Raw genomic sequence first — 25128 nt, 5'->3', positions numbered from 1 at the left:
GATCCCCTGTGGGAGCGGGCTTGCTCGCGAAAGCAGTGGGTCAGTCAACATCAATGTTGGCTGGGCCGACGTCTTCGCGGCGATGCGGCGATCCGACAAGCCCGCTCCCACATTTGATCCTCACTGCTTTGAGCATTGCGTTCGCTTAACTGATCGGCATTAGGGCAAGCCCGCTCGCACATAGGGGGTTGGCGTGTTCGGGATTCAGGTCGGGGCCCTGACGCCGAATCGGTTGCGGTAATCACTGGGCGCAAGGCCGGTGATTTTTTTGAAGATCCCGCGAAAGGCGCTGGGGTCCTGATAGCCCACGGTCCAGGCAATCTGATCAATGGTGGTAGTGGTGAACTCCAGCATCTGTCGCGCCTTGCCCACCCGCAGGTGCTGACAGTACTCGGTGGGTTTCAGGCCGGTGGCAGTGCGAAACCGGCGCAGGAAGGTGCGCTCTTCCAGGCCGGCGGCCTGGGCCATCGCCGCGAGGGAGACATCCACCGCGCCACTGGCCTGTAACGCGTGCTGGACCTTGAGAATGGCCGCGTCGCCATGGCCGAGGATCGGCGCAAAATTGCTGCCGCACTGGCTGGCGCTGTCACTGTGCTCAATCACCAGAAAGCGCGCGGTGTCGGCGGCGATGCTCGGACCCATGAGGCGGTCGACGAGGCGCAGGCCCAGCTCGGACCAGGCCATCAGCCCGGCAGTGGTAATCAGGTCGCCATCATCGACGATAGGCTTGTCGGCCTCCAGGCGCACCGCAGGAAAACGACTGGCGAAGGCGCTGGAAGAAGACCAGTGGGCAGTGGCGCTACGCCCATCGAGCAAGCCGCTGCGCGCCAGCATGATCGAACCGATGCACACACCTCCCAGCACGGTGCCTGCCGCATGTTGCTGGCGCAGCCAGTGCAACAGCGCGGGCGGCGCCTGTTCTTCGCAAAACTCGCCAATCGACGGCGGCACCAGCACAGCCATCAACGGTTGATCGGGACCCGTCTGGCTGTCAAATGCCCGAACAGGCGTACCCTCGGCATTGACCTGCCAGTGGCTGACACGCAGCAAGGGTAGCTGCTGGCTCTGATGCTCGGCGGCGATACGATTGGCGACGCCGAACAGGTCGGTCAAACCGTGTACTGCCGCCATCTGCGCGCCACGGTAGATCAGCACGCCGAGCTCGACGATCGCGCGTTCCACAGCCATTGTCAGTTTTCCCCCTGTTATTGTCGGTAGAGCCAATCCCCGCGCCATGCGCCAGCTACGATACTGGGCGCATCAACCCCTCACGAGAAAACACACATGGCCAAGCAAGCACTTATCCTAATTGATATCCAGAACGACTACTTCCCCCAAGGCAAGTGGCCATTAGCCGGCGTGGAAGCGGCGGCCGACAAGGCGCAACAAGTGCTCCACGCATTTCGTCAGGCCGGCGATGCAGTGATCCACGTGCGCCATGAGTTCACCTCGGCAGATGCGCCCTTCTTCACCCCAGGCTCTGAAGGCGCCCATATACATGCCAAGGTGCAGAACGAAAACGACGAGCCGGTGGTGCTCAAGCACTTCGTAAACGCTTTTCGCCAAACCAACCTGCGCGAGTTGCTCGAACAACACAGCATCACCGACCTGGTGGTCGTCGGTAGCATGAGCCACATGTGCATCGACGCCGTGGTTCGCGCAGCGGCGGACTATGGCTACAACGTGACGGTGATCCACGACGCCTGTGCTACCCGCGATCAGGAATTCAATGGCAAGACCGTTCCGGCGGCGCAGGTGCATGATGCCTACATGGCGTCACTGGCCTTCGCCTACGCCAGCGTGGTGTCGGCGGACGAGTTCCTGAAGGCCTGAAGGCTGACTGTCAGCGTGTCGCGAGGACGAACAGCCGTGGAAATGGCAGCAACACCGTGCCATCGGCCAGGGCCGGGTAAGCCTCGCGGATACGCGCCAGATAGACGTCGAGAAAAGCACCTTGCTCGGCCTCATCCAGCGGCGCCAGAAATGGCCGCAGACCCGTGCCCTTGAACCATTCCACCACCGCCTCATGGCCGCTCAGCGGATGGTAATAGGTGGTGTGCCATACATCGACGGTGCTGCAATGCTTGTTCAGCATCTCGTAGTAATCACGTGCCCCGTGGCGCTCGTTGTGCTTGACCGCACCGATCTTGTCCGCCCACGGCCCTTGCGCTGCCACTTCACGGGCCAGGCGGTGGGCGGGCTCGTTGAGGTTGTCCGGGGTTTGCACCGCCAGCGTCCCGCCCGGCGTCAAGTGCGCCACCAGGTGCGGATAGAGGGTGGCGTGGTCCGGTACCCACTGCAGCGAGGCGTTGGCGAGGATCACATCAAACTGTCGCGCAGGCTTCCAGGCGCCGATATCGGCCAATTCAAAGTTGAGTGCCGGCAGCCGCTCACGGGCGCTGACCAGCATGTCCTGCGAGCTGTCCAAGCCAGTAATCGTCGCCTGGGGGAAACGCTGGGCCAATACCTCGGTGGAGTTGCCGGGGCCACACCCCAGGTCGACTGCAGTTCGTACGTCGCCTGCGGGAATGGCGGCAACCAGATCCCGGACGGGACGGGTGCGCTGTTGTTCAAACATCGAATACTGCTGGGCAGACCAGGTCATCGGGGCTTCCTTCTTGGGTAAGGGAGTGCGCTACAGCCTAAATCTTGTGACGCCTAGGGACAAATGCCAGAGCCGGGGAGTTTCCCTACCTAAAAACAAGAAACCCCCGAGGCAAATGCCAGCGGGGGTTCCTGGTGTTACGGGATAGTCCGGGCCAAGGTGGCCTTAGAACGGAATATCGTCATCAAAACTGTCGAAGTCAGCGGCTGGCTGTGGTGCCGCCTGCTGTGGCGCTGGACGCGACTCACGCTGTGGCTGCTGGCTTGGCTGCGGACGGGACTGCTGTGGACGCGGTGCCGAGTTGGACATGCCGCCCTGGCCCTGTTGGTCGCCCTGTGGACGGCCGCCCAGCAGTTGCATGGTGCCTTGCATGTCGACCACGATTTCTGTGGTGTATCGCTTGATGCCGTCTTTTTCCCACTCGCGGGTCTGCAGTTTGCCTTCGATGTAGACCTGCGAACCCTTGCGCAGGTATTCACCGGCGATCTCTGCAACCTTGCCGAACATCGACACACGGTGCCATTCGGTTTTCTCGACCTTCTGGCCGGTCTGCTTGTCGGTCCACTGTTCGCTGGTCGCCAGACTCAGGTTGGTCACGGCGTTACCGTTAGGCAAGTAGCGAACTTCGGGATCCTGGCCGCATGTACCGACCAATATGACTTTGTTAACCCCACGGGCCATAACGTTCTCCTAGGCTGGGCGCGCTGTCGGCACTGGGTTGACCAGTTGCTCGAGCGTCGCGCGATCCAATAGTTCGGTGTCCAATTTGATGTAAATGGCCGCTTCTTCCGCGACCACGACTGCATCTGTTACCCCTACGACGGCCTTCAGGCGTTCTACCAGACCGCTTTCACGGATCGCCTCGGGCGATAGCGGCAAACGCAGACTTGTGACGTAGGGAGGTTCGCGCATGGTAACAGCAAAGACCAGCCAAAGTGCAGCCAGCCCGGCGCATCCGAGGAACACAACCGACAAACCGCCATGCTGGAACATCCAGCCGCCCATGATGCCGCCCAGCGCCGAACCGAGGAACTGGCTGGTGGAATACACCCCCATTGCCGTGCCTTTGCCGCCTGCCGGTGACACTTTACTGATCAGCGAAGGCAGTGACGCCTCCAGCAGGTTGAACGCGGTGAAAAACACCACCGTGCCGATAACCAGTGCCCGTAGGCTGTCGCCGAACTGCCAGAAGAATAGTTCAGTGAGCATCAATGTCGCGACGGCGCCGAGCAAAACTCGTTTCATTTTGCGTTTCTTCTCGCCATAGATGATGAACGGGATCATGGCGAAGAACGAAATCAGCAATGCGGTCAGGTACACCCACCAGTGCTCCTCCTTGGGCAACCCGGCCTTTTCCACCAGCGCCAGGGGCAAGGCGACGAAGCTGCACATCAACATCGCGTGCAATACGAAGATACCTAAATCCAGGCGCAGCAGATCCGGGTGCTTGAGGGTCGGTAGCAGCGCCTGCTTCGCCACGCCCGATTCACGGTGCTGCAGCGGCCCGGTGGAGCGCGGCACCATAAAGGCCACGATCACGATACCCAACAGGGCCATGCCGCCAGTGGCCAGGAACAGGCCGTGCAAGCCAAAGGCGCGGGTCAGCAAGGGGCCCACCACCATGGCCACGGCAAACGACAGGCCGATGGTCATGCCGATCATGGCCATGGCCTTGGTGCGATGTTGTTCGCGGGTCAGGTCCGACAGCAGCGCCATCACCGCCGCAGAAATCGCCCCGGCGCCCTGCAGGATACGTCCGGCGATCACGCCCCAGATCGAATCGGCATTGGCCGCCAGCACACTGCCCAGGGCAAAGATGATCAGCCCCAGGTAGATCACCGGTCGGCGGCCAATGCGGTCGGAAATGATCCCGAACGGAATCTGGAAAATCGCCTGGGTCAGGCCATAGGCGCCAATCGCCAGGCCGATCAGGGCCGGGGTCGCGCCTGCGAGGTCCATGCCATAGGTCGCCAGTACCGGCAACACCATAAACATGCCCAGCATACGGAAGGCGAACACCAGGGCCAGACCGCTTGCTGCTCGGGTCTCGCCGCTACTCATGCGTTCGCTGTGGGGATCGTGCATGGAAAAACCTCGTGTGAACCGGCGGCGATTCTACCAGTCCCATCGTTTGAGAGGGTATATGCGGCGCTTTGCCGCGCAGCTTTCATGTAAGGCTGAAATGGGCAAACTGACAGTGTATATTCATCCAGTCTTTAACCGTATACTCCTGCATTATTTATACGCCCGCCGTGCGAGGCCATCTTGGACAAGATCCTGATTCGTGGGGCTAGAACCCACAACCTGAAGAACATCGACCTGACCCTGCCCCGGGACAAACTGATTGTCATCACCGGCTTGTCCGGGTCCGGCAAATCATCGCTGGCGTTCGACACGCTGTATGCCGAAGGCCAGCGTCGTTATGTGGAGTCGCTGTCGGCCTATGCCCGGCAGTTCCTGTCGATGATGGAAAAGCCTGATGTCGACACCATCGAAGGCCTGTCGCCAGCCATTTCCATCGAACAGAAGTCGACCTCCCACAACCCACGCTCCACCGTGGGCACCATTACCGAAATCTACGATTACCTGCGCTTGCTGTATGCACGCGTCGGTATTCCGCGCTGCCCGGATCACGATATCCCGCTGGAAGCCCAAACCGTCAGCCAGATGGTCGACCTGGTGCTGGCCCAGCCGGAAGGCGCCAAGCTGATGCTGCTGGCGCCGGTGATTCGTGAGCGCAAAGGCGAGCACCTGTCGGTCTTCGAAGAGTTGCGCGCCCAGGGCTTTGTCCGCGCCCGGATCAACGGCAAGCTGTATGAGCTGGATGAAGCGCCGAAGCTGGATAAACAGAAGAAGCACACCATTGATGTGGTGGTCGACCGTTTCAAGGTGCGTGCCGATCTGCAGCAACGCCTGGCGGAGTCGTTCGAGACCGCACTGAAGCTGGCAGACGGTATTGTCCTGGTGGCGCCGATGGACGACGAGCCGGGCGAAGAAATCATCTTCTCCGCGCGCTTCGCCTGCCCGATCTGCGGCCACGCCATCAGTGAGCTGGAACCCAAGCTGTTCTCCTTCAACAACCCGGCTGGCGCCTGTCCGACCTGTGATGGGCTGGGGGTCAAGCAGTTCTTCGATATCAAGCGCCTGGTCAATGGCGACCTGACGCTGGCGGAGGGCGCGATACGTGGTTGGGACCGGCGCAATGTGTACTACTTCCAGATGCTCGGGTCGTTGGCTGCCCACTATAAATTCAGTCTGGAAGTGCCTTTCAACGAGCTGCCGGCCGAGCAACAAAAAGTCATCCTGCACGGCAGCGGCTCGCAGAACGTCGACTTCAAGTACCTGAATGATCGTGGCGACATCGTCAAGCGCTCCCACCCGTTCGAAGGCATCGTGCCTAACCTGGAACGGCGCTACCGGGAAACCGAGTCGGCCAGTGTGCGCGAGGAGCTGGCCAAGTTCCTCAGCACCCAGCCCTGCCCGGATTGCCGCGGCACCCGTTTGCGTCGCGAGGCCCGCCACGTCTGGGTCGGCGAGAAAACCCTGCCGGCCGTGACCAACCTGCCCATCGGCGATGCCTGCGAATACTTCGGCGTATTGAAGCTGACCGGGCGACGCGGCGAAATTGCCGACAAGATCCTCAAGGAAATTCGCGAGCGTCTGCAGTTCCTGGTCAATGTGGGGTTGGATTACCTGTCCCTGGATCGCAGTGCCGACACCCTGTCTGGCGGCGAGGCACAGCGTATACGCCTGGCCAGCCAGATCGGCGCCGGCCTGGTGGGCGTGCTGTACATTCTCGACGAGCCGTCCATCGGCCTGCACCAGCGTGACAACGATCGTCTGCTGGGCACGCTCAAGCACCTTCGGGACATCGGCAACACGGTGATCGTGGTCGAACACGATGAGGATGCCATTCGCCTGGCGGACTATGTGGTCGATATCGGCCCTGGTGCCGGCGTGCATGGCGGCCATATTGTGGCCCAGGGCACTCCCGCGGAAGTCATGGCCCATCCGGACTCATTGACAGGGAAATACCTGTCTGGCCGGGTAAAAATCGAAGTGCCGGCCAAACGTACGCCACGCAACAAAAAACAGGCGCTGCACCTCAAGGGCGCGCGCGGCAACAACCTGCGCAATGTCGACCTGGAAATCCCCCTGGGCCTGCTGACCTGCGTGACCGGTGTATCCGGCTCTGGCAAGTCGACGCTGATCAACAACACGCTGTTCCCCCTCAGTGCCACGGCACTGAACGGTGCCACCACCCTGGAAGCTGCCGCCCATGACAGCATCAAGGGCCTGGAGCTGCTGGATAAAGTGGTGGATATCGACCAGAGCCCGATCGGTCGCACGCCCCGCTCCAACCCTGCAACCTATACCGGGCTGTTCACGCCGATTCGCGAACTGTTCGCCGGTGTGCCGGAGTCCCGCTCGCGGGGTTATGGGCCAGGGCGCTTCTCCTTCAACGTCAAGGGCGGGCGCTGCGAGGCGTGCCAGGGCGATGGCCTGATCAAGGTCGAGATGCACTTCCTCCCGGACATCTACGTGCCGTGCGATGTGTGCAAGAGCAAGCGTTACAACCGCGAAACCCTGGAGATCAAGTACAAGGGCAAGAACATCCATGAAACCCTCGAGATGACCATCGAGGAGGCGCGGGTGTTCTTTGACGCAGTGCCGGCCCTGGCACGCAAACTCCAGACCCTGATGGACGTGGGCTTGTCGTATATCAAGCTAGGACAGTCGGCGACTACGCTGTCCGGTGGTGAGGCGCAGCGGGTGAAGCTGTCTCGCGAGCTGTCCAAGCGCGATACCGGCAAGACCTTGTATATCCTCGATGAGCCGACCACCGGCTTGCACTTTGCGGATATTCAGCAGTTGCTCGACGTACTGCACCGCCTGCGCGACCACGGCAACACGGTAGTCGTGATCGAGCACAACCTGGATGTAATCAAGACGGCCGACTGGCTGGTGGACCTTGGGCCGGAAGGCGGCTCCAAGGGTGGGCAGATTATTGCGGTGGGTACGCCGGAGCAGGTTTCCGAGATGCCGCAGTCCCACACTGGCTACTATCTGAAGCCGTTGCTGGCGCGCGACCGGGCCTGAGTTTTCGGGCCCAACAAAAAGCCCCTGTCACCGCTACGGTGACAGGGGCTTTTTTATGCCGGCGAAATCAGAACTGCGATTGCAGGTAGTTTTCCAGACCGATCAACTTGATCAGACCCAGCTGCTTTTCCAGCCAGTAGGTGTGATCCTCTTCAGTGTCGTTCAACTGTACGCGCAGGATTTCCCGGGTCACGTAGTCGTTGTGCTTCTCGCAAAGCTCGATGCCTTTGCACAGCGCAGCGCGGACCTTGTATTCCAGGCGCAAGTCGCTGGCGAGCATCTCAGGCACGGTGGTACCGGTATCCAGGTCGTCAGGACGCATACGCGGCGTGCCTTCGAGCATCAGGATACGGCGCATCAGCGCGTCGGCGTGCTGTGCCTCTTCTTCCATTTCGTGATTGATACGCTCGTAGAGCTCGGTAAAGCCCCAGTCTTCGTACATCCGCGAGTGAATGAAATATTGGTCACGAGCTGCCAGTTCGCCCGTCAGCAACGTGTTGAGGTAATCGATTACGTCGGGGTGACCTTGCATCGCCCTACATCTCCCTGCTTGAAAGGCCCTAGTTTGAACCATGCTGACCTGCAGGTCACGAGACGAACGGCAGAAAAGTGAAGATTTTCAGAGAAAAGTAGCTGAAATAACGCAAAAACCGCCCAAATGAGGGCGGTTCTGCTTATCACTTAGAGTCAGTTAAGCGATACACCCAGCGCTGTTGCGATTCCTTCTCCATAAGCTGGATCAGCTTTGAAGAAGTGCTGCAGTTGACGCTGAACCACATCACTGGAAACCCCGGCCATCGCGCCGGCGATGTTGTTAATCAACAGCGCTTTTTGCTCAGCGTTCATCAGGCGGAACAGCGCACCGGCGTGGCTGTAGTAATCAGTGTCTTCGCGGTGGTCGTAACGATCGGCCGCACCACTGAGCGCCAAGGCTGGTTCTGCGTACTGCGGTGCCTGTTTTGGCGCATCGGCGTAACTGTTTGGCTCGTAGTTGGGAGCCGCGCCGCCGTTGCTGCCGAACGCCATGGACCCGTCACGCTGATAGGTGTTGACCGGACTGCGTGGAGCATTCACTGGCAGGTGCTGATGGTTAGTGCCGATACGGTAGCGGTGCGCATCGGCGTAAGCGAATACACGGCCCTGCAGCATGCGATCCGGCGACAAACCGACGCCTGGCACCATGTTGCTTGGGCCGAACGCGGCCTGCTCCACTTCGGCGAAGAAGTTCTGCGGGTTGCGGTTCAACTCCAGCTCACCCACCTCAATCAGCGGGAACTCTTTCTGCGACCAGGTTTTGGTTACGTCGAAGGGGTTCTCGTAGTGAGCGTTGGCCTGGGCCTCAGTCATGATCTGGATGCACACACGCCATTTAGGGAAGTCACCGCGCTCAATGGCCCCAAACAGATCGCGCTGGGCGTAATCCGGATCGGTACCGGCCAGACGCGCTGCATCGGCAGGCGCCAGGTTCTTGATGCCTTGTTTGGTCTTGTAGTGCCACTTCACCCAATGACGCTCGCCATTGGCGTTGATCAAGCTGTAGGTGTGGCTACCAAAGCCGTGCATATGACGGTAGCCGTCAGGGATGCCACGGTCCGAAAACAGGATGGTGACCTGGTGCAGCGCCTCAGGCGAGTGCGACCAGAAGTCCCACATCATCTGTGCACTTTTCAGGTTGCTTTGCGGCAGGCGCTTTTGAGTGTGGATAAAGTCGGGGAACTTCAGCGGGTCACGGATAAAGAACACCGGGGTGTTGTTACCAACGATGTCCCAGTTGCCTTCTTCGGTGTAGAACTTCAGCGCGAAGCCACGTGGGTCGCGCTCGGTGTCTGCCGAGCCGCGTTCACCACCTACGGTAGAGAAGCGCAGAAAGGTCGGAGTCTGCTTGCCGACAGCGTCAAACAGTTTGGCACTGGTGTATTGGGTGATGTCTTTGGTAACCGTGAAGGTCCCATACGCCCCCGAGCCTTTGGCGTGTACGCGGCGCTCTGGGATGTTTTCACGGTTGAAGTGGGCAAGCTTCTCGATCAGGTGAAAGTCGTCGAGCAGCAGCGGGCCACGCGGGCCGGCGGAACGGGAATTCTGGTTATCCGCAACGGGAGCACCGCTGGCGGTTGTAAGGGTTTTATTCTGGCTCATGCTCAATCTCCTCAGGTCAGTCTTGGAACTGCCGGCTAATCGGCTTGGAGGCAGTATTGACCAGGAAGATGACACCTTCAAATGTATTAAATCATGCCACTCAATAGATTTTTACTAACACCCAATCGACCGGCATAGCCAAAGGGCAATGAGTGAACATCACGTTGCTTTTCAATCGCCCACAAAAAACCGGGCACTAGGCCCGGTTTTTCGTAGCAGACTGTCGTCTTACTCGGCGGATACAGCTTCGCCAGCAGTAGCACGATCAACCAACTCGACGTACGCCATAGGCGCGTTGTCGCCAGTGCGGAAACCGCACTTGAGGATGCGCAGGTAGCCACCCTCACGGGTAGCATAACGCTTGCCCAGGTCGTTGAAGAGCTTACCAACGATAGCTTTCGAACGAGTACGGTCGAAAGCCAGACGGCGGTTAGCCAGGCTGTCTGTCTTGGCCAAAGTGATCAGCGGCTCAGCAACGCGACGCAGTTCTTTGGCTTTCGGCAGTGTAGTTTTAATCAGCTCGTGCTCGAACAGCGACACCGCCATGTTTTGAAACATGGCCTTGCGGTGCGAGCTGGTACGGCTCAGGTGACGACCACTTTTACGATGACGCATGGTTCATTCCTTACCAAACTCACGTTCGGTGATTACGACGATCAGGCAGTCGCCTTGTCGTCCTTCTTAAGACTTGCAGGCGGCCAGTTGTCGAGGCGCATGCCGAGGGACAGACCGCGGGAGGCCAGAACGTCCTTGATTTCAGTCAAGGATTTCTTGCCCAGGTTCGGAGTCTTCAACAGTTCTACTTCGGTACGCTGAATCAGGTCACCGATGTAGTAAATGTTTTCCGCCTTAAGGCAGTTAGCCGAACGTACAGTCAGTTCCAGATCGTCAACCGGGCGAAGCAGGATCGGATCGATCTCGTCTTCCTGCTCGATTACCACTGGTTCGCTGTCACCTTTGAGGTCGACGAACGCAGCCAACTGCTGTTGCAGAATGGTTGCAGCGCGGCGAATAGCCTCTTCAGGATCCAGAGTACCGTTGGTTTCCAGATCAATAACCAGCTTGTCCAGGTTAGTACGCTGCTCGACACGGGCGTTTTCCACCACGTATGCGATACGGCGAACCGGGCTGAACGAAGAGTCAAGCTGCAAGCGACCAATGCTGCGGCTTTCGTCTTCATCGCTCTGACGCGAGTCGGCCGGTTCATAACCACGACCACGAGCTACGGTGAGCTTCATGTTCAAAGCGCCGTTAGACGCCAGGTTAGCGATTACGTGATCGGGGTTAACGATCTCGACATCATGATCCAGCTGAATATCGGCAGCGGTAACCACCCCCGAACCCTTCTTCGACAAGGTCAGCGTAACTTCGTCACGGCCGTGCAGCTTGATAGCCAGACCTTTAAGGTTCAACAGGATTTCAATTACGTCTTCCTGTACACCTTCGATGGCGCTGTACTCGTGGAGCACACCGTCAATCTCGGCCTCGACTACTGCACAGCCGGGCATTGAGGACAACAGGATGCGGCGCAGCGCGTTGCCCAGGGTGTGGCCAAAACCACGCTCGAGAGGCTCGAGAGTGATCTTGGCGCGGGTTGGACTGACAACCTGCACATCAATGTGGCGGGGTGTCAGGAACTCATTTACCGAAATCTGCATGGATGCACCTATTTTCTAGCCCTTACTTGGAGTAGAGCTCGACAATCAGGCTTTCGTTGATGTCGGCGGACAGATCACTGCGAGCAGGAACGTTCTTGAAAACGCCCGACTTCTTCTCAGTGTCTACTTCTACCCATTCTACGCGGCCACGTTGGGCACACAGATCGAGAGCTTGGACAATGCGAAGTTGGTTTTTTGCTTTCTCGCGAATCGCGACCACGTCACCAGCACGAACCTGGTAGGACGGAACGTTAACGGTTTGGCCGTTTACGCTGACGGATTTGTGCGATACCAGCTGACGGGATTCGGCACGAGTCGAACCAAAGCCCATACGGTATACAACGTTGTCCAGACGGCATTCGAGCAGTTGCAGCAGGTTTTCACCGGTTGCACCTTTCTTGCCAGCAGCTTCTTTGTAGTAGCCGCTGAACTGACGCTCGAGAACGCCGTAGATACGACGGACCTTCTGCTTTTCACGCAGTTGGGTGCCGTAATCGGACTGGCGACCGCGGCGTTGGCCGTGGATACCAGGTGCTGCTTCAATGTTGCACTTCGATTCGATCGCGCGCACGCCGCTCTTCAGGAAGAGATCGGTGCCTTCGCGACGAGCGAGTTTGCATTTTGGACCAATGTAACGAGCCATTCTTTACAATCTCCTGGATTACACGCGGCGCTTCTTCGGCGGACGGCACCCGTTGTGCGGGATTGGCGTCACGTCGGTGATGCTGGCGATCTTATAGCCACAGCCGTTCAAAGCACGGACAGCAGACTCACGACCTGGACCTGGACCCTTGACGTTAACGTCGAGGTTTTTCAGGCCATATTCCAGCGCAGCTTGACCAGCACGTTCAGCAGCTACTTGAGCAGCAAACGGGGTGGACTTGCGGGAACCGCGGAAACCCGAACCACCGGAGGTAGCCCAAGAAAGCGCGTTACCTTGACGGTCGGTGATGGTCACGATGGTGTTGTTAAAAGATGCATGGATGTGGGCGATGCCATCAACCACTGTCTTTTTAACTTTTTTACGAGGACGAGCAGCAGGTTTTGCCATGATAATTTTCCTGTCGATTCGCTGGGGCGATTACTTGCGGATCGGCTTACGCGGACCTTTACGGGTACGCGCGTTAGTCTTGGTACGCTGACCGCGCACTGGAAGACCACGACGATGACGCAGACCGCGATAGCAACCGAGGTCCATCAAACGCTTGATTTTCATGTTGATTTCGCGACGCAGGTCACCTTCAGTGGTGAACTTCGCCACTTCGCCACGCAGCAATTCAATCTGCTCGTCGCTCAGATCCTTGATCTTAGCGGCTGGGTTTACCCCAGCAACTGCGCAAATTTTCTGCGCAGTAGTGCGACCAACACCATAGATGTAGGTCAGCGAGATAACAGTGTGCTTGTTATCTGGAATGTTAACGCCTGCAATACGGGCCATTCAGTGGGACTCCAATTGACAGCTACCTACGCCCCGGAAGCCAAGAAATAGGGCGCGAGATAATATCGCTGTAATAACAAATAATCAACCCGGCAGCGCACTAGCTGCCGGGCTTCAAGCGGATCACACTCAGCCTTGGCGCTGTTTGTGACGCGGTTCCGCGCTGCAAATTACTCGAACAACACCTTCGCGGCGAATAATCTTGCAGTTACGGCACAGCTTTTTCACCGATGCACGAACTTTCATCACCAACTCCTCGAACCTTATGGGGTACTCAGCGCAACATGCCGCTGCCGTAGCCCTTCAGGTTGGCTTTCTTCATCAGGGATTCGTACTGGTGCGAAACGAGGTGCGATTGTACTTGGGACATGAAGTCCATCACAACCACGACCACGATCAGCAACGAGGTCCCGCCAAGGTAGAACGGAACGTTTGCTGCAACCACCAGGAACTGGGGCAACAAGCATACGGCCGTCATATATAGAGCACCGAACAGGGTCAAACGGGTCAGAACGCCATCAATGTAGCGCGCCGACTGCTCGCCTGGACGAATACCCGGAATAAAGGCACCGGACTTCTTCAGGTTTTCCGCTACGTCTTTCGGATTGAACATCAACGCCGTATAGAAGAAGCAGAAGAAAATAATCCCTGCACTAAACAGCAGAATATTCAACGGCTGACCAGGAGCGATCGACTGCGAGATGTCCTGCAACCAGCCCATACCTTCAGACTGACCAAACCAGGCACCCAGCGAAGCCGGGAACAGCAAAATGCTGCTCGCGAAGATAGCAGGAATAACACCGGCCATATTCACTTTCAGCGGCAAGTGGCTGGTCTGCGCAGCGAAGACCTTACGGCCCTGCTGACGCTTGGCGTAGTGAACAGCAATACGACGCTGGCCACGCTCAATGAACACCACAAAACCGATAATCGCTACTGCCAGCAAACCGATGGCAACCAAGGCGAAGATATTGATATCACCCTGACGTGCAGACTCGAAAGACTGCCCGATTGCCCTCGGAAGACCGGCGACGATACCTGCGAAAATCAACATCGAGATACCGTTGCCAACACCACGCTCAGTAATCTGCTCACCCAGCCACATCATGAACATCGCACCAGCCACAAATGTGGTTACCGCGACGAAATGGAAGCCAAAGTCACCAGTGAACGCTACGCCCTGCCCTGCCAGACCAATGGACATGCCAATAGCCTGGACAAGAGCAAGAGCGACAGTGAGGTAGCGGGTGTACTGGCTTATCTTGCGACGACCAGCTTCACCTTCCTTCTTCAACTGCTCCAGCTGCGGGCTGACGGCGCTCATCAACTGCATGATGATCGATGCCGAAATGTACGGCATGATCCCCAGTGCAAAGATGCTCATCCGCTCCAGCGCGCCGCCGGAAAACATGTTGAACAAGCTAAGAATGGTCCCCTCATTCTGTCGAAACAGGTCTGCGAGTCGGTCCGGGTTGATACCTGGAACCGGGATGTGTGCGCCTATTCGGTAGACGATAATCGCCAGGAACAGAAAACGCAGACGAGCCCAAAGTTCAGACATACCGCCTTTGCCGAGCGCTGAGAGAGCACCTTGCTTAGCCATTTATTCCTCGAACTTGCCGCCAGCTGCTTCGATAGCCGAACGCGCACCTTTGGTGGCGCCGATTCCCTTGCCGATAGTGACAGCGCGAGTCACTTCACCGGACAGCATGATTTTCACACGCTGTACGTTGACGTTGATCACGTTGGCATCTTTCAGGGTCTGCACGGTAACGATGTCGCCTTCCACTTTAGCCAGCTCGGACAGACGCACTTCTGCGCGGTCCATGGCCTTCAGGGAAACGAAACCGAACTTCGGCAGGCGACGATGCAGCGGCTGTTGACCGCCTTCAAAGCCTGGAGCGATGGTGCCACCGGAGCGGGAGGTTTGACCTTTGTGGCCACGGCCACCAGTCTTACCCAAACCGCTACCGATACCACGGCCCGGACGATGCTTTTCGCGACGGGAACCCGGCGCTGGACTCAGATCATTGAGTTTCATCGATTAACCCTCGACACGCAGCATGTAGTAAGCCTTGTTGATCATCCCGCGATTCTCGGGAGTATCCTGGACTTCTACAGTGTGACCGATGCGACGCAGACCCAAACCCTTAACGCACAATTTGTGGTTAGGGATGCGGCCGGTCATGCTTTTGATCAGCGTTACTTTAACGGTAGCCATGATCAGAAGATCTCCTTGACACTTTTGCCACGCTTGGCGGCAATGGATTCAGGAGATTGCATAGCTTTCAAACCTTTGAAAGTGGCGTGAACCACGTTTACCGGGTTAGTCGAGCCGTAGCACTTGGCCAGAACGTTCTGAACACCAGCAACCTCGAGGACAGCACGCATAGCGCCGCCAGCGATGATACCGGTACCTTCAGAAGCAGGCTGCATGTACACCTTCGAAGCGCCGTGAGCGGACTTCATTGCGTACTGCAGAGTGGTGCCGTTCAGGTCAACTTGGATCATGTTGCGACGAGCAGCTTCCATTGCCTTCTGGATCGCAGCAGGCACTTCACGCGACTTGCCACGGCCGAAGCCAACACGGCCCTTACCATCACCAACCACGGTCAACGCGGTGAAGGTGAAGATACGGCCGCCTTTAACGGTTTTGGCTACGCGGTTAACTTGAACCAGCTTCTCAATGTAGCCTTCGTCGCGCTTTTGGTCGTTATTTGACATAACTTAGAACTCCAGCCCAGCTTCACGAGCAGCATCAGCCAGCGCTTTAACGCGGCCGTGGTACTTGAAGCCAGAGCGGTCGAAAGCCACTTGCGAGACGCCAGCGGCCTTAGCACGCGTAGCGACCAGCTGGCCAACCTTAGTGGCCGCGTCGATGTTGCCAGTGGCACCATCACGCAGTTCTTTATCCAAAGTCGAGGCGCTTGCCAGGACTTTGTTGCCGTCGGCCGAGATGACCTGGGCGTAGATGTGCTGCGACGAGCGGAACACGCAGAGACGCACGACTTCGAGTTCGTGCATTTTCAGGCGTGCTTTGCGAGCGCGACGCAGTCGAGTAACTTTTTTGTCGGTCATTTGCTATGCCCTACTTCTTCTTGGCTTCTTTACGACGGACGACTTCGTCCGCGTAGCGCACACCTTTGCCTTTGTACGGCTCTGGTGGACGGAAGTCGCGGATCTCGGCAGCCACTTGACCTACCAGCTGCTTGTCGATGCCCTTGATCAGGATATCGGTCTGGCTAGGAGTTTCAGCGGTGATGCCTTCCGGCAGTTCGTAATCCACTGGGTGCGAGAAGCCAAGGGCCAGGTTCAAAACCGTGCCTTTTGCTTGCGCTTTGTAACCAACACCGACCAGCTGGAGCTTACGCTCGAAGCCTTGGCTTACGCCTTGGACCATGTTATTTACCAACGCACGCGTGGTACCGGCCATTGCGCGAGTTTGTTGATCGCCATTGCGAGCAGCGAAACGCAGCTCACCAGCTTCTTCAACGATCTCAACGGACGAATGGATGTTCAGTTCAAGAGTACCCTTGGCACCCTTCACCGAAAGCTGTTGGCCTGCGAATTTTACTTCGACACCGGCTGGCAGCTTAACGGGGTTCTTAGCGACGCGAGACATGCTTATCCCCCCTTAGAACACAGTGCAAAGAACTTCGCCGCCGACACCGGCAGCGCGCGCAGCACGATCCGTCATCACACCTTTGTTGGTGGAGACGATAGACACGCCAAGACCGCCACGAACTTTCGGCAGATCTTCAACGGACTTGTACTGACGCAGGCCTGGACGGCTAACGCGCTTCACTTCCTCGATGACCGGACGGCCTTCGAAGTACTTCAGCTCGATGGACAGCAGTGGCTTGATTTCGCTGCTGATCTGATAACCCGCAATGTAGCCTTCGTCTTTCAGGACTTTGGCAACAGCTACCTTCAACGTGGAAGATGGCATGCTTACGACGGACTTTTCAGCCATCTGGGCATTACGGATACGAGTTAGCATGTCCGCTAACGGGTCCTGCATACTCATGGGCTAGACGCTCCTAATACAAAAAAATTAGCCTTGCGGCTACATATGTCACCGAGAATCTCCGGGCATAAAACACACGGGCTCAGGCGAGCCGCGTATTTTAGACACACTCCGGAAATGAAACAAGCCCCAAAAGGGGCTTGTTCCAGATTCTAGGCCACCGGCGGTCAGTATCTTGCGATCCTGGCCATCGAGACTTCGAAAGTACTTACCAGCTGGCTTTAACCAGACCAGGTACGTCACCACGCATTGCCGCTTCACGCAGTTTGTTACGGCCGAGGCCGAACTTGCGGTAAACGCCGTGTGGACGACCGGTCAGGCGGCAGCGGTTACGCATGCGCGAAGCGCTTGCGTCACGTGGCTGCTTCTGCAGAGCTACTGTAGCTTCCCAACGCGCTTCTGGACTTGCGTTCAGATCAACGATGATAGCTTTCAGTGCTGCACGCTTCTTGGCGTACTTGGCAACCGTGAGCTGACGCTTCAGCTCGCGGTTTTTCATGCTCATCTTGGCCATGGTCCTACTCCAATCAGTTGCGGAACGGGAATTTGAACGCACGCAGCAGAGCGCGGCCTTCATCATCGTTCTTGGCAGTGGTGGTCAGGGTGATGTCCAGACCGCGGAGAGCATCGATCTTGTCGTAGTCGATTTCCGGGAAGATGATCTGCTCTTTCACGCCCATGCTGTAGTTACCACGACCATCGAAGGACTTGGCATTCAGGCCGCGGAAGTCGCGAACCCGAGGCAGGGAGATCGACAGCAGACGATCCAGGAACTCGTACATACGCTCACGGCGCAGAGTCACTTTGACACCGATCGGCCAACCTTCACGGACTTTAAAGCCAGCGATGGATTTCCGAGCGTAAGTCACAACGACTTTTTGACCGGTGATCTTTTCCAGGTCAGCAACAGCGTGCTCGATGACTTTTTTGTCACCGATCGCTTCGCCCAGACCCATGTTCAGGGTGATTTTGGTAACGCGCGGAACTTCCATCACGTTCGAAAGCTTAAGTTCTTCCTTAAGCTTCGGAGCGATTTCCTTCCGGTAAATCTCTTTTAGTCGTGCCATGGTCTTATCTACCTAGCAGTGTTCAAGCATCAACCGCTTTTTGGGTCGACTTGAAGACACGAATTTTCTTACCGTCTTCTACTTTGAAACCAACGCGGTCAGCCTTGTTGGTTTCGCCGTTGAAGATGGCGACGTTAGAAGCGTGCAATGGCGCTTCTTTCTCGACGATACCGCCCTGTACGCCCGACGCGGGGTTAGGCTTGGTATGACGCTTGACCAGGTTCAGACCACCAATGACCAGACGGTCATCAGCAAGAACCTTCAGCACCTTACCGCGCTTACCTTTGTCTTTGCCGGCGATCACGATGATCTCGTCGTCACGACGAATCTTTTGCATGTCGGATCTCCTTACAGCACTTCTGGGGCGAGCGAGACGATCTTCATGAACTTCTCAGTACGAAGTTCACGGGTCACTGGCCCAAAGATACGGGTGCCGATCGGCTCTTGCTTGTTGTTCAGAAGAACAGCAGCGTTGCCATCAAAGCGGATAATGGAGCCATCAGCACGACGTACGCCGTGACGAGTGCGGACTACAACAGCAGTCATCACTTGGCCTTTTTTCACTTTACCGCGAGGAATTGCTTCCTTCACGGTAACTTTGATGATGTCACCGATACCAGCGTAACGACGATGGGAGCCACCCAGCACCTTGATGCACATAACACGGCGAGCGCCGCTGTTATCGGCCACATCGAGCATGGATTGAGTCTGAATCATATAATTTCTCCGACCCCTAGTCCTTAGACTTCCACAGCGCGTTCGAGAACATCAACCAGTGCCCAAGACTTGGTCTTGGCCAGCGGACGAGTTTCACGAATAGTGACTTTGTCGCCGATGTGGCACTGATTGGTTTCGTCGTGCGCGTGCAGCTTAGTCGAACGCTTAACATATTTACCGTAGATCGGGTGCTTAACGCGACGCTCGATCAAAACGGTGATGGTTTTGTCCATCTTGTCGCTGACAACACGGCCAGTCAGCGTACGGACAGTCTTTTCGGCTTCAGCCATGATCACTTACCTGCCTGCTGGTTGAGCACAGTCTTCACGCGAGCGATGTCACGCTTAACTTGCGAGAGCAGATGAGACTGCCCCAACTGGCCAGTTGCTTTCTGCATACGCAGATTGAACTGGTCGCGCAGCAGGCCGAGCAGTTGCTCGTTCAGCTGCTGTGCGGATTTTTCACGAAGTTCATTCGCTTTCATCACATCACCGTCCGTTTAACAAAGGCGGTGGCGAGCGGCAGCTTTGCAGCAGCCAGGGCAAAAGCCTCACGCGCCAGCTCTTCAGTTACACCCTCGATTTCATACAGGACTTTGCCTGGCTGAATCTGGGCTACCCAGTATTCCACGTTACCCTTACCTTTACCCATCCGAACCTCGAGAGGCTTTTTGGAGATCGGCTTGTCCGGGAATACACGGATCCAGATCTTGCCGCCACGTTTAACGTGACGGGTCAGAGCACGACGCGCTGACTCGATCTGACGAGCGGTGAGACGACCACGAGCTACAGACTTCAGCGCGAACTCGCCGAAGCTGACTTTGCTACCGCGCTGAGCCAGACCACGGTTGTGGCCTGTCATCTGCTTGCGGAACTTCGTACGCTTAGGTTGCAACATTTGGCGTACCCCTTACTTAGCAGCTTTTTTACGAGGCGCTGGTGCTTGTGGTTTCAGTTCTTCTTGGCGACCACCAATTACTTCGCCCTTGAAGATCCAAACCTTTACACCGATCACACCGTAAGTGGTGTGAGCTTCGTAGTTGGCATAGTCGATGTCGGCACGCAGGGTGTGCAATGGCACACGACCTTCGCGATACCATTCAGTACGTGCGATTTCAGCACCGCCGAGACGACCGCTCACTTGGATTTTGATGCCTTTGGCACCAATGCGCATGGCGTTCTGTACAGCGCGCTTCATAGCACGACGGAACATTACGCGGCGCTCCAGCTGCTGAGCTACGCTCTGCGCAACCAGCATACCGTCGAGCTCCGGCTTGCGGATCTCTTCGATATTGATGTGCACAGGCACACCCATTTGCTTGGTCAGGTCCTGACGCAGTTTCTCAACATCTTCACCTTTCTTCCCGATAACGATACCTGGACGAGCGGTGTGGATGGTGATACGTGCAGTTTGCGCCGGACGATGGATATCGATACGGCTTACGGACGCGCTTTTTAGTTTGTCTTGGAGATACTCACGCACCTTCAGATCAGCGAACAAATAGTCCGCATAAGTCCGACCGTCTGCGTACCAGACGGAGGTGTGCTCCTTGACGATTCCCAGGCGAATGCCAATGGGATGTACTTTCTGACCCATCTCTTCGACTCCGTTACTTGTCAGCAACCTTGACAGTGATATGGCAAGACCGCTTGACGATGCGATCAGCACGGCCTTTGGCACGCGGCATGATACGCTTCAGCGAACGCCCTTCGTTGACGAAAACGGTGCTGACCTTCAGGTCATCAACGTCTGCGCCTTCGTTATGCTCGGCGTTGGCTACGGCCGACTCCAGCACTTTCTTCATGATCTCGGCGGCTTTCTTACTGCTGAAAGCCAACAGGTTGAGCGCTTCGCCCACCTTCTTCCCGCGGATCTGGTCGGCGACCAAGCGGGCTTTCTGGGCGGAGATTCGAGCGCCCGACAACTTAGCGGCTACTTCCATTTCCTAACCCCTTAACGCTTGGCTTTCTTGTCTGCCACGTGCCCACGATAAGTGCGGGTACCGGCAAACTCGCCCAGTTTGTGGCCGACCATGTCTTCGTTAACGAGAACTGGGACGTGCTGACGACCGTTGTGTACTGCGATGGTCAAACCGACCATTTGTGGCAGGATCATAGAACGGCGCGACCAGGTCTTAACTGGTTTGCGATCGTTCTTTTCCGCCGCCACTTCGATCTTCTTCAGTAGGTGAAGATCAATAAAAGGACCTTTTTTCAGAGAACGTGGCACTGTCGTATCCCTCTATTTACTTGCGACGACGGACGATCATTTTGTCGGTACGCTTATTACCACGAGTCTTCGCGCCCTTAGTCGGGAAGCCCCATGGCGATACCGGATGACGACCACCAGAGGTACGACCTTCACCACCACCGTGTGGGTGGTCAACCGGGTTCATGGCAACACCACGAACGGTTGGGCGAACGCCACGCCAGCGTTTGGCACCAGCTTTACCCAGCGAACGCAGGCTGTGCTCGGAGTTCGAGACTTCGCCCAGGGTCGCACGGCATTCAGCCAGCACTTTACGCATCTCACCAGAACGCAGACGCAGGGTCACGTAGACACCTTCACGAGCGATCAGCTGAGCCGAAGCACCAGCGGAACGAGCGATCTGTGCGCCTTTACCTGGCTTCAATTCGATGCCGTGTACGGTGCTACCAACTGGAATGTTACGCAGTTGCAGAGCGTTGCCCGGCTTGATCGGTGCCAGGGCACCTGCGATCAGCTGGTCGCCAGCACTCACGCCTTTAGGCGCGATGATGTAGCGACGCTCGCCATCTGCGTACAGCAGCAGAGCGATGTGAGCAGTACGGTTTGGATCGTATTCGATACGCTCGACAGTGGCAGAGATGCCATCTTTGTCGTTGCGACGGAAATCGACCAGACGATAATGCTGCTTATGGCCACCACCGATGTGACGAGTGGTAATGCGACCATTGTTGTTACGACCACCAGTCTTCGATTTCTTCTCGAGCAGCGGTGCGTGAGGAGCGCCTTTATGCAGCTCCTGGTTGACCACCTTGACCACAAAACGGCGGCCAGGGGAAGTCGGTTTGCATTTAACGATTGCCATGATGCACCCCTTCCTTACTCAGCACTGCTGCTGAAATCGAGATCTTGGCCTGGCTGAAGGGAGATAACTGCCTTCTTCCAGTCATTACGCTTGCCCAGACCGCGAGCAGTGCGCTTGCTCTTACCCAGAACATTCAGGGTAGTAACACGCTCTACTTTCACGCTGAACAGGCTTTCGACGGCCTTCTTGATTTCCAGCTTGGTTGCGTCAGTTGCAACCTTGAAAACGAACTGGCCTTTCTTGTCAGCCAGAACCGTAGCCTTTTCGGAAACGTGCGGGCCAAGCAGAACTTTAAATACGCGTTCCTGGTTCATCCCAGCAGCTCCTCGAATTTCTTCACGGCCGACACGGTGATCAACACCTTGTCGTATGCGATCAGACTAACTGGATCGGAACCTTGCACGTCACGTACATCAACGTGTGGCAGGTTGCGAGCAGCCAGGTACAGGTTCTGATCAACAGCTTCAGACACGATCAGGACATCAGTCAGACCCATGCCGTTCAGCTTGTTCAGCAGATCTTTGGTTTTCGGCGCTTCAACAGCGAAGTCCTGAACCACGACCAGACGATCAGTACGCACGAGTTCAGCAAGGATGGAGCGCAGTGCTGCGCGATACATCTTCTTGTTGAGCTTCTGAGAGTGATCCTGTGGACGAGCTGCGAAAGTGGTACCGCCGCCACGCCAGATTGGGCTACGGATAGTACCGGCACGAGCACGGCCAGTACCTTTCTGACGCCAAGGGCGCTTACCGCCACCACGAACGTCGGAACGGGTCTTTTGCTGCTTGCTACCTTGACGGCCGCCGGCCATGTAGGCCACGACTGCTTGGTGAACGAGCGTCTCGTTGAATTCGCCGCCAAATGTCAGTTCGGAAACTTCGATCGCTTGAGCGTCATTTACATTTAATTGCATGTCAGCTTCCCCTTAACCGCGAGCCTTGGCCGCTGGACGTACAACCAGGTTGCCGCCAGTAGCGCCAGGAACAGCACCCTTGACCAACAACAGATTGCGTTCAGCGTCGACGCGCACTACTTCGAGGGACTGCACGGTCACGCGCTCAGCGCCCATATGACCGGACATTTTTTTGCCCTTGAATACACGACCAGGAGTCTGGCACTGGCCAATAGAGCCCGGGACGCGGTGGGAAACGGAGTTACCGTGAGTGTTGTCTTGGCCACGGAAATTCCAACGCTTGATCGTACCCTGGAAGCCTTTACCCTTGGACTGACCGGTTACATCAACCAGTTGACCAGCGGCGAAGATTTCAGCGTTGATCAGATCGCCAGCCTGGTAGTCACCATCTTCAAGACGGAACTCCATAACAGTACGACCAGCTGCAACGTTTGCTTTAGCGAAGTGACCTGCTTGAGCAGCAGTCACGCGCGAAGCACGACGCTCGCCGACAGTGACTTGCACTGCACGATAGCCATCGGTTTCTTCAGTTTTGAACTGGGTGACGCGATTCGGCTCGATCTCAATGACCGTGACCGGAATGGAGACACCTTCTTCGGTGAAAATACGGGTCATACCGCATTTACGACCGACTACACCAATAGTCATGTTGTAAACCTCATGAGTGTACGGGGCTTTCACCCGCTATGGCCGCCCATTTCAGAGCGTTACACGACTAAGACCCGAGTCTTAGCCGAGGCTGATCTGTACTTCCACACCGGCCGCCAGATCAAGCTTCATAAGTGCATCAACGGTTTTATCCGTTGGCTGGACGATGTCCAGAACGCGCTTATGAGTACGGATCTCGTACTGGTCACGCGCGTCTTTGTTGACGTGCGGGGAGACCAGAACGGTGAACCGCTCTTTGCGGGTAGGCAGTGGAATAGGACCACGCACTTGTGCCCCAGTACGTTTCGCGGTTTCCACGATTTCCTGGGTGGATTGGTCGATCAGGCGATGGTCAAAAGCCTTCAACCTGATACGGATTTGCTGATTTTGCATTGGATTTCAGACTCCGGCTGCTATTCCCACCGAGCGCACTGCGCCCGTTAAAAGGAGGCGCAATTCTATAGACGCCCCAGATAGGTGTCAACCCAATAAAAAAGCCCCCGCTGAGCGGGGGCTTTTCAAAGCATCGAAGCTATCTCAGAAGAGATGCTTACTCGATGATTTTAGCTACAACGCCAGCACCAACGGTACGGCCGCCTTCACGGATTGCGAAGCGCAGACCGTCTTCCATTGCGATGGTTTTGATCAGGGTGACAACCATTTTGATGTTGTCGCCTGGCATTACCATTTCAACGCCTTCCGGCAGTTCGCAGTTACCAGTCACGTCAGTAGTACGGAAGTAGAACTGTGGACGGTAGCCTTTGAAGAACGGAGTGTGACGACCGCCTTCTTCTTTGCTCAGCACGTACACTTCAGCTTCGAACTTGGTGTGCGGCTTAACCGAACCTGGCTTAACCAGAACCTGGCCACGCTCAACGTCGTCACGCTTGGTACCACGCAGCAGAACGCCGCAGTTCTCGCCAGCACGACCTTCGTCGAGCAGCTTACGGAACATTTCAACACCGGTGCAGGTGGTGACGGTAGTGTCACGCAGACCAACGATTTCCAGTGGATCCTGAACCTTGACGATACCGCGCTCGATACGACCAGTTACAACAGTACCGCGACCGGAGATCGAGAATACGTCTTCGATTGGCATCAGGAACGGCTTGTCGATAACACGAACTGGATCTGGGATGTAGCTGTCCAGAGTCTCAACCAGTTTACGAACGGACGTGGTGCCCATTTCGTTATCGTCTTTGCCTTCCAGAGCCATACGAGCAGAACCGATGATGATCGGAGTGTCGTCGCCTGGGAAGTCGTAAGTGCTCAGCAGATCGCGCACTTCCATCTCAACCAGTTCCAGCAGCTCAGCGTCGTCTACCAGGTCGGCCTTGTTCAGGTAAACCACGATGTACGGAACGCCTACCTGACGGGACAGCAGGATGTGCTCACGGGTTTGTGGCATCGGACCATCAGCGGCCGAGCAAACCAGGATTGCGCCGTCCATCTGGGCAGCACCGGTGATCATGTTCTTCACATAGTCAGCGTGACCTGGGCAGTCAACGTGAGCGTAGTGACGGATCAGCGAGTTGTATTCAACGTGCGCGGTGTTGATGGTGATACCACGAGCTTTTTCTTCTGGTGCGCTGTCGATTTTATCGAAATCAACGATTGCGGAACCGAATACTTCGGAGCAAACGCGAGTCAGAGCAGCAGTCAGAGTGGTTTTACCATGGTCAACGTGACCGATAGTGCCAACGTTGACGTGCGGTAGGGAACGATCAAATTTTTCTTTAGCCACGACAA

General features: G+C 56.7%; 37 protein-coding genes. 2 read left to right on the top strand and 35 right to left on the bottom strand.

Annotated features, from left to right (window positions below):
• Positions 1-204: 204 nt before the first annotated feature.
• Positions 205-1188, bottom strand: coding sequence for a helix-turn-helix domain-containing protein (locus HBO24_RS03620; RefSeq protein ID WP_170059316.1), 984 nt, complete (start codon positions 1186-1188; stop codon positions 205-207).
• Positions 1189-1284: 96 nt separating this feature from the next.
• On the opposite strand from HBO24_RS03620, the gene HBO24_RS03615 reads away from it, so the two are divergent.
• Positions 1285-1833 (top strand): cysteine hydrolase family protein, encoded by a 549-nt coding sequence (locus HBO24_RS03615; protein WP_057438953.1) that lies wholly within the window; start codon positions 1285-1287, stop codon positions 1831-1833.
• 10 nt (positions 1834-1843) lie between these two features.
• Here HBO24_RS03615 and tam read toward each other — a convergent pair whose 3' ends face one another.
• The 3 genes from tam to HBO24_RS03600 form a co-directional block, all read right to left on the bottom strand.
• Entirely contained in the window at positions 1844-2605 is a 762-nt protein-coding gene (tam, locus tag HBO24_RS03610) for a trans-aconitate 2-methyltransferase (protein ID WP_170043979.1), read from the bottom strand.
• A 165-nt stretch (positions 2606-2770) separates the two neighbouring features.
• Positions 2771-3286, bottom strand: coding sequence for a single-stranded DNA-binding protein (locus tag HBO24_RS03605; RefSeq protein ID WP_017849542.1), 516 nt, complete (start codon positions 3284-3286; stop codon positions 2771-2773).
• 9 nt (positions 3287-3295) lie between these two features.
• Positions 3296-4690, bottom strand: coding sequence for an MFS transporter (locus HBO24_RS03600; protein WP_057960763.1), 1395 nt, complete (start codon positions 4688-4690; stop codon positions 3296-3298).
• A gap of 180 nt (positions 4691-4870) precedes the next feature.
• Between HBO24_RS03600 and uvrA the strand changes: the two genes are divergently transcribed.
• Positions 4871-7705, top strand: coding sequence for an excinuclease ABC subunit UvrA (gene uvrA, locus HBO24_RS03595; protein WP_170059315.1), 2835 nt, complete (start codon positions 4871-4873; stop codon positions 7703-7705).
• Positions 7706-7772: 67 nt separating this feature from the next.
• On the opposite strand, the gene bfr is transcribed toward uvrA, so the two are convergent.
• From bfr to tuf, 31 genes are all read right to left on the bottom strand, one after another.
• Complete coding sequence (gene bfr, locus HBO24_RS03590; protein WP_029299402.1) at positions 7773-8237, bottom strand: bacterioferritin; 465 nt, start codon at positions 8235-8237, stop codon at positions 7773-7775.
• A 155-nt stretch (positions 8238-8392) separates the two neighbouring features.
• Positions 8393-9841, bottom strand: a complete 1449-nt coding sequence (locus tag HBO24_RS03585; protein WP_170059314.1) for a catalase — start codon at positions 9839-9841, stop codon at positions 8393-8395.
• 228 nt (positions 9842-10069) lie between these two features.
• On the bottom strand, positions 10070-10456 hold the full coding sequence (rplQ, locus tag HBO24_RS03580; RefSeq protein ID WP_007918448.1) for a 50S ribosomal protein L17: 387 nt from the start codon (positions 10454-10456) through the stop codon (positions 10070-10072).
• 41 nt (positions 10457-10497) lie between these two features.
• Positions 10498-11499 (bottom strand): DNA-directed RNA polymerase subunit alpha, encoded by a 1002-nt coding sequence (gene rpoA, locus HBO24_RS03575; RefSeq protein WP_003176403.1) that lies wholly within the window; start codon positions 11497-11499, stop codon positions 10498-10500.
• A 22-nt stretch (positions 11500-11521) separates the two neighbouring features.
• Positions 11522-12142 carry a 30S ribosomal protein S4 gene (rpsD, locus tag HBO24_RS03570; RefSeq protein ID WP_003210056.1) on the bottom strand — a complete coding sequence of 207 codons (621 nt, stop codon included), beginning with the start codon at positions 12140-12142 and terminating at the stop codon, positions 11522-11524.
• An 18-nt stretch (positions 12143-12160) separates the two neighbouring features.
• Entirely contained in the window at positions 12161-12550 is a 390-nt protein-coding gene (gene rpsK, locus HBO24_RS03565; RefSeq protein ID WP_002555466.1) for a 30S ribosomal protein S11, read from the bottom strand.
• Positions 12551-12580: 30 nt separating this feature from the next.
• Entirely contained in the window at positions 12581-12937 is a 357-nt protein-coding gene (gene rpsM, locus HBO24_RS03560) for a 30S ribosomal protein S13 (RefSeq protein WP_024077676.1), read from the bottom strand.
• A 129-nt stretch (positions 12938-13066) separates the two neighbouring features.
• Positions 13067-13183: a 50S ribosomal protein L36 gene (gene rpmJ, locus HBO24_RS03555; protein ID WP_002555468.1), complete on the bottom strand. Its 117-nt coding sequence runs from the start codon at positions 13181-13183 to the stop codon at positions 13067-13069.
• A gap of 28 nt (positions 13184-13211) precedes the next feature.
• The gene (gene secY, locus HBO24_RS03550) at positions 13212-14540 is read right to left on the bottom strand and encodes a preprotein translocase subunit SecY (protein WP_038443739.1); all 1329 of its coding nucleotides are present in this window, start codon (positions 14538-14540) and stop codon (positions 13212-13214) included.
• Complete coding sequence (gene rplO / locus HBO24_RS03545) at positions 14541-14978, bottom strand: 50S ribosomal protein L15 (RefSeq protein ID WP_003176407.1); 438 nt, start codon at positions 14976-14978, stop codon at positions 14541-14543.
• Positions 14979-14981: 3 nt separating this feature from the next.
• A complete protein-coding gene (gene rpmD, locus HBO24_RS03540; protein ID WP_003176408.1) occupies positions 14982-15158 on the bottom strand; it encodes a 50S ribosomal protein L30 in 177 nt (58 codons plus the stop codon).
• Between the two features lie 2 nt (positions 15159-15160).
• Positions 15161-15661 carry a 30S ribosomal protein S5 gene (gene rpsE, locus HBO24_RS03535; protein WP_003186035.1) on the bottom strand — a complete coding sequence of 167 codons (501 nt, stop codon included), beginning with the start codon at positions 15659-15661 and terminating at the stop codon, positions 15161-15163.
• A gap of 3 nt (positions 15662-15664) precedes the next feature.
• On the bottom strand, positions 15665-16015 hold the full coding sequence (rplR, locus tag HBO24_RS03530; RefSeq protein ID WP_003186037.1) for a 50S ribosomal protein L18: 351 nt from the start codon (positions 16013-16015) through the stop codon (positions 15665-15667).
• A gap of 10 nt (positions 16016-16025) precedes the next feature.
• Positions 16026-16559 (bottom strand): 50S ribosomal protein L6, encoded by a 534-nt coding sequence (gene rplF / locus HBO24_RS03525; RefSeq protein WP_003176412.1) that lies wholly within the window; start codon positions 16557-16559, stop codon positions 16026-16028.
• 12 nt (positions 16560-16571) lie between these two features.
• A complete protein-coding gene (rpsH, locus tag HBO24_RS03520) occupies positions 16572-16964 on the bottom strand; it encodes a 30S ribosomal protein S8 (RefSeq protein WP_017848802.1) in 393 nt (130 codons plus the stop codon).
• Positions 16965-17172: 208 nt separating this feature from the next.
• Positions 17173-17478: a 30S ribosomal protein S14 gene (rpsN, locus tag HBO24_RS03515; RefSeq protein WP_003176414.1), complete on the bottom strand. Its 306-nt coding sequence runs from the start codon at positions 17476-17478 to the stop codon at positions 17173-17175.
• Between the two features lie 13 nt (positions 17479-17491).
• Positions 17492-18031 (bottom strand): 50S ribosomal protein L5, encoded by a 540-nt coding sequence (gene rplE, locus HBO24_RS03510; RefSeq protein WP_003210069.1) that lies wholly within the window; start codon positions 18029-18031, stop codon positions 17492-17494.
• A 22-nt stretch (positions 18032-18053) separates the two neighbouring features.
• The gene (rplX, locus tag HBO24_RS03505) at positions 18054-18368 is read right to left on the bottom strand and encodes a 50S ribosomal protein L24 (RefSeq protein ID WP_029299388.1); all 315 of its coding nucleotides are present in this window, start codon (positions 18366-18368) and stop codon (positions 18054-18056) included.
• Between the two features lie 11 nt (positions 18369-18379).
• Positions 18380-18748, bottom strand: a complete 369-nt coding sequence (gene rplN, locus HBO24_RS03500) for a 50S ribosomal protein L14 (protein ID WP_002555479.1) — start codon at positions 18746-18748, stop codon at positions 18380-18382.
• Positions 18749-18771: 23 nt separating this feature from the next.
• The gene (gene rpsQ, locus HBO24_RS03495; RefSeq protein WP_003176419.1) at positions 18772-19038 is read right to left on the bottom strand and encodes a 30S ribosomal protein S17; all 267 of its coding nucleotides are present in this window, start codon (positions 19036-19038) and stop codon (positions 18772-18774) included.
• A gap of 2 nt (positions 19039-19040) precedes the next feature.
• Positions 19041-19232 carry a 50S ribosomal protein L29 gene (gene rpmC, locus HBO24_RS03490; protein ID WP_002555481.1) on the bottom strand — a complete coding sequence of 64 codons (192 nt, stop codon included), beginning with the start codon at positions 19230-19232 and terminating at the stop codon, positions 19041-19043.
• On the bottom strand, positions 19232-19645 hold the full coding sequence (rplP, locus tag HBO24_RS03485; RefSeq protein ID WP_003232424.1) for a 50S ribosomal protein L16: 414 nt from the start codon (positions 19643-19645) through the stop codon (positions 19232-19234). The genes rpmC and rplP overlap by 1 nt, the downstream gene beginning before the upstream one ends.
• Positions 19646-19657: 12 nt before the next feature.
• Complete coding sequence (rpsC, locus tag HBO24_RS03480) at positions 19658-20344, bottom strand: 30S ribosomal protein S3 (RefSeq protein ID WP_003176422.1); 687 nt, start codon at positions 20342-20344, stop codon at positions 19658-19660.
• 13 nt (positions 20345-20357) lie between these two features.
• Positions 20358-20690 carry a 50S ribosomal protein L22 gene (rplV, locus tag HBO24_RS03475; RefSeq protein ID WP_003103908.1) on the bottom strand — a complete coding sequence of 111 codons (333 nt, stop codon included), beginning with the start codon at positions 20688-20690 and terminating at the stop codon, positions 20358-20360.
• A gap of 11 nt (positions 20691-20701) precedes the next feature.
• Complete coding sequence (rpsS, locus tag HBO24_RS03470) at positions 20702-20977, bottom strand: 30S ribosomal protein S19 (protein ID WP_002555486.1); 276 nt, start codon at positions 20975-20977, stop codon at positions 20702-20704.
• 16 nt (positions 20978-20993) lie between these two features.
• Positions 20994-21818, bottom strand: a complete 825-nt coding sequence (gene rplB / locus HBO24_RS03465; protein WP_003176423.1) for a 50S ribosomal protein L2 — start codon at positions 21816-21818, stop codon at positions 20994-20996.
• A gap of 14 nt (positions 21819-21832) precedes the next feature.
• A complete protein-coding gene (gene rplW / locus HBO24_RS03460) occupies positions 21833-22132 on the bottom strand; it encodes a 50S ribosomal protein L23 (protein ID WP_002555488.1) in 300 nt (99 codons plus the stop codon).
• The gene (gene rplD, locus HBO24_RS03455) at positions 22129-22731 is read right to left on the bottom strand and encodes a 50S ribosomal protein L4 (protein ID WP_057438746.1); all 603 of its coding nucleotides are present in this window, start codon (positions 22729-22731) and stop codon (positions 22129-22131) included. Before rplD ends, rplW begins: the two co-directional genes overlap by 4 nt.
• 12 nt (positions 22732-22743) lie before the next feature.
• On the bottom strand, positions 22744-23379 hold the full coding sequence (gene rplC, locus HBO24_RS03450; protein WP_003194649.1) for a 50S ribosomal protein L3: 636 nt from the start codon (positions 23377-23379) through the stop codon (positions 22744-22746).
• 81 nt (positions 23380-23460) lie between these two features.
• Positions 23461-23772 carry a 30S ribosomal protein S10 gene (rpsJ, locus tag HBO24_RS03445; protein WP_003186070.1) on the bottom strand — a complete coding sequence of 104 codons (312 nt, stop codon included), beginning with the start codon at positions 23770-23772 and terminating at the stop codon, positions 23461-23463.
• Between the two features lie 157 nt (positions 23773-23929).
• On the bottom strand, positions 23930-25123 hold the full coding sequence (tuf, locus tag HBO24_RS03440; RefSeq protein ID WP_003176426.1) for an elongation factor Tu: 1194 nt from the start codon (positions 25121-25123) through the stop codon (positions 23930-23932).
• Between the last annotated feature and the right edge of the window lie 5 nt (positions 25124-25128).

This window comes from Pseudomonas sp. WS 5410, from assembly GCF_012985645.1.
In the GTDB taxonomy this organism is placed as follows: domain Bacteria; phylum Pseudomonadota; class Gammaproteobacteria; order Pseudomonadales; family Pseudomonadaceae; genus Aquipseudomonas; species Aquipseudomonas shahriarae.
Note: the sequence above shows the minus strand (reverse complement) of the source record. Positions and strands in the feature narration are given on the sequence as shown.

Excerpts from the sequence above, each read along its gene's own strand:
- rpsK (WP_002555466.1), bottom strand. The coding sequence starts at position 12,550 with ATGGCAAAACCTGCTGCTCGTCCTCGTAAAAAAGTTAAAAAGACAGTG.
- rpsQ (WP_003176419.1), bottom strand. The coding sequence starts at position 19,038 with ATGGCTGAAGCCGAAAAGACTGTCCGTACGCTGACTGGCCGTGTTGTC.
- rpsN (WP_003176414.1), bottom strand. The coding sequence starts at position 17,478 with ATGGCCAAGATGAGCATGAAAAACCGCGAGCTGAAGCGTCAGCTCACG.
- rplQ (WP_007918448.1), bottom strand. The coding sequence starts at position 10,456 with ATGCGTCATCGTAAAAGTGGTCGTCACCTGAGCCGTACCAGCTCGCAC.
- rpoA (WP_003176403.1), bottom strand. The coding sequence starts at position 11,499 with ATGCAGATTTCGGTAAATGAGTTCCTGACACCCCGCCACATTGATGTG.
- tam (WP_170043979.1), bottom strand. The coding sequence starts at position 2,605 with ATGACCTGGTCTGCCCAGCAGTATTCGATGTTTGAACAACAGCGCACC.
- rplO (WP_003176407.1), bottom strand. The coding sequence starts at position 14,978 with ATGAAACTCAATGATCTGAGTCCAGCGCCGGGTTCCCGTCGCGAAAAG.
- rplN (WP_002555479.1), bottom strand. The coding sequence starts at position 18,748 with ATGATTCAGACTCAATCCATGCTCGATGTGGCCGATAACAGCGGCGCT.
- rplD (WP_057438746.1), bottom strand. The coding sequence starts at position 22,731 with ATGCAATTAAATGTAAATGACGCTCAAGCGATCGAAGTTTCCGAACTG.
- rplV (WP_003103908.1), bottom strand. The coding sequence starts at position 20,690 with ATGGAAGTAGCCGCTAAGTTGTCGGGCGCTCGAATCTCCGCCCAGAAA.
- rpmC (WP_002555481.1), bottom strand. The coding sequence starts at position 19,232 with ATGAAAGCGAATGAACTTCGTGAAAAATCCGCACAGCAGCTGAACGAG.
- HBO24_RS03585 (WP_170059314.1), bottom strand. The coding sequence starts at position 9,841 with ATGAGCCAGAATAAAACCCTTACAACCGCCAGCGGTGCTCCCGTTGCG.
- HBO24_RS03615 (WP_057438953.1), top strand. The coding sequence starts at position 1,285 with ATGGCCAAGCAAGCACTTATCCTAATTGATATCCAGAACGACTACTTC.
- rpsE (WP_003186035.1), bottom strand. The coding sequence starts at position 15,661 with ATGTCAAATAACGACCAAAAGCGCGACGAAGGCTACATTGAGAAGCTG.
- rpsC (WP_003176422.1), bottom strand. The coding sequence starts at position 20,344 with ATGGGTCAGAAAGTACATCCCATTGGCATTCGCCTGGGAATCGTCAAG.
- rplR (WP_003186037.1), bottom strand. The coding sequence starts at position 16,015 with ATGACCGACAAAAAAGTTACTCGACTGCGTCGCGCTCGCAAAGCACGC.
- HBO24_RS03605 (WP_017849542.1), bottom strand. The coding sequence starts at position 3,286 with ATGGCCCGTGGGGTTAACAAAGTCATATTGGTCGGTACATGCGGCCAG.
- rpmD (WP_003176408.1), bottom strand. The coding sequence starts at position 15,158 with ATGGCTACCGTTAAAGTAACGCTGATCAAAAGCATGACCGGCCGCATC.
- rpsM (WP_024077676.1), bottom strand. The coding sequence starts at position 12,937 with ATGGCCCGTATTGCAGGCGTTAACATTCCAGATAACAAGCACACTGTT.
- rplB (WP_003176423.1), bottom strand. The coding sequence starts at position 21,818 with ATGGCAATCGTTAAATGCAAACCGACTTCCCCTGGCCGCCGTTTTGTG.
- rplW (WP_002555488.1), bottom strand. The coding sequence starts at position 22,132 with ATGAACCAGGAACGCGTATTTAAAGTTCTGCTTGGCCCGCACGTTTCC.
- rplF (WP_003176412.1), bottom strand. The coding sequence starts at position 16,559 with ATGTCTCGCGTCGCTAAGAACCCCGTTAAGCTGCCAGCCGGTGTCGAA.
- rplC (WP_003194649.1), bottom strand. The coding sequence starts at position 23,379 with ATGACTATTGGTGTAGTCGGTCGTAAATGCGGTATGACCCGTATTTTC.
- rplP (WP_003232424.1), bottom strand. The coding sequence starts at position 19,645 with ATGTTGCAACCTAAGCGTACGAAGTTCCGCAAGCAGATGACAGGCCAC.
- rplX (WP_029299388.1), bottom strand. The coding sequence starts at position 18,368 with ATGCAAAAGATTCGTCGTGACGACGAGATCATCGTGATCGCCGGCAAA.
- rpsH (WP_017848802.1), bottom strand. The coding sequence starts at position 16,964 with ATGAGTATGCAGGACCCGTTAGCGGACATGCTAACTCGTATCCGTAAT.
- bfr (WP_029299402.1), bottom strand. The coding sequence starts at position 8,237 with ATGCAAGGTCACCCCGACGTAATCGATTACCTCAACACGTTGCTGACG.
- HBO24_RS03600 (WP_057960763.1), bottom strand. The coding sequence starts at position 4,690 with ATGCACGATCCCCACAGCGAACGCATGAGTAGCGGCGAGACCCGAGCA.
- rpsD (WP_003210056.1), bottom strand. The coding sequence starts at position 12,142 with ATGGCTCGTTACATTGGTCCAAAATGCAAACTCGCTCGTCGCGAAGGC.
- rpmJ (WP_002555468.1), bottom strand. The coding sequence starts at position 13,183 with ATGAAAGTTCGTGCATCGGTGAAAAAGCTGTGCCGTAACTGCAAGATT.
- secY (WP_038443739.1), bottom strand. The coding sequence starts at position 14,540 with ATGGCTAAGCAAGGTGCTCTCTCAGCGCTCGGCAAAGGCGGTATGTCT.
- rpsJ (WP_003186070.1), bottom strand. The coding sequence starts at position 23,772 with ATGCAAAATCAGCAAATCCGTATCAGGTTGAAGGCTTTTGACCATCGC.
- rplE (WP_003210069.1), bottom strand. The coding sequence starts at position 18,031 with ATGGCACGACTAAAAGAGATTTACCGGAAGGAAATCGCTCCGAAGCTT.
- HBO24_RS03620 (WP_170059316.1), bottom strand. The coding sequence starts at position 1,188 with ATGGCTGTGGAACGCGCGATCGTCGAGCTCGGCGTGCTGATCTACCGT.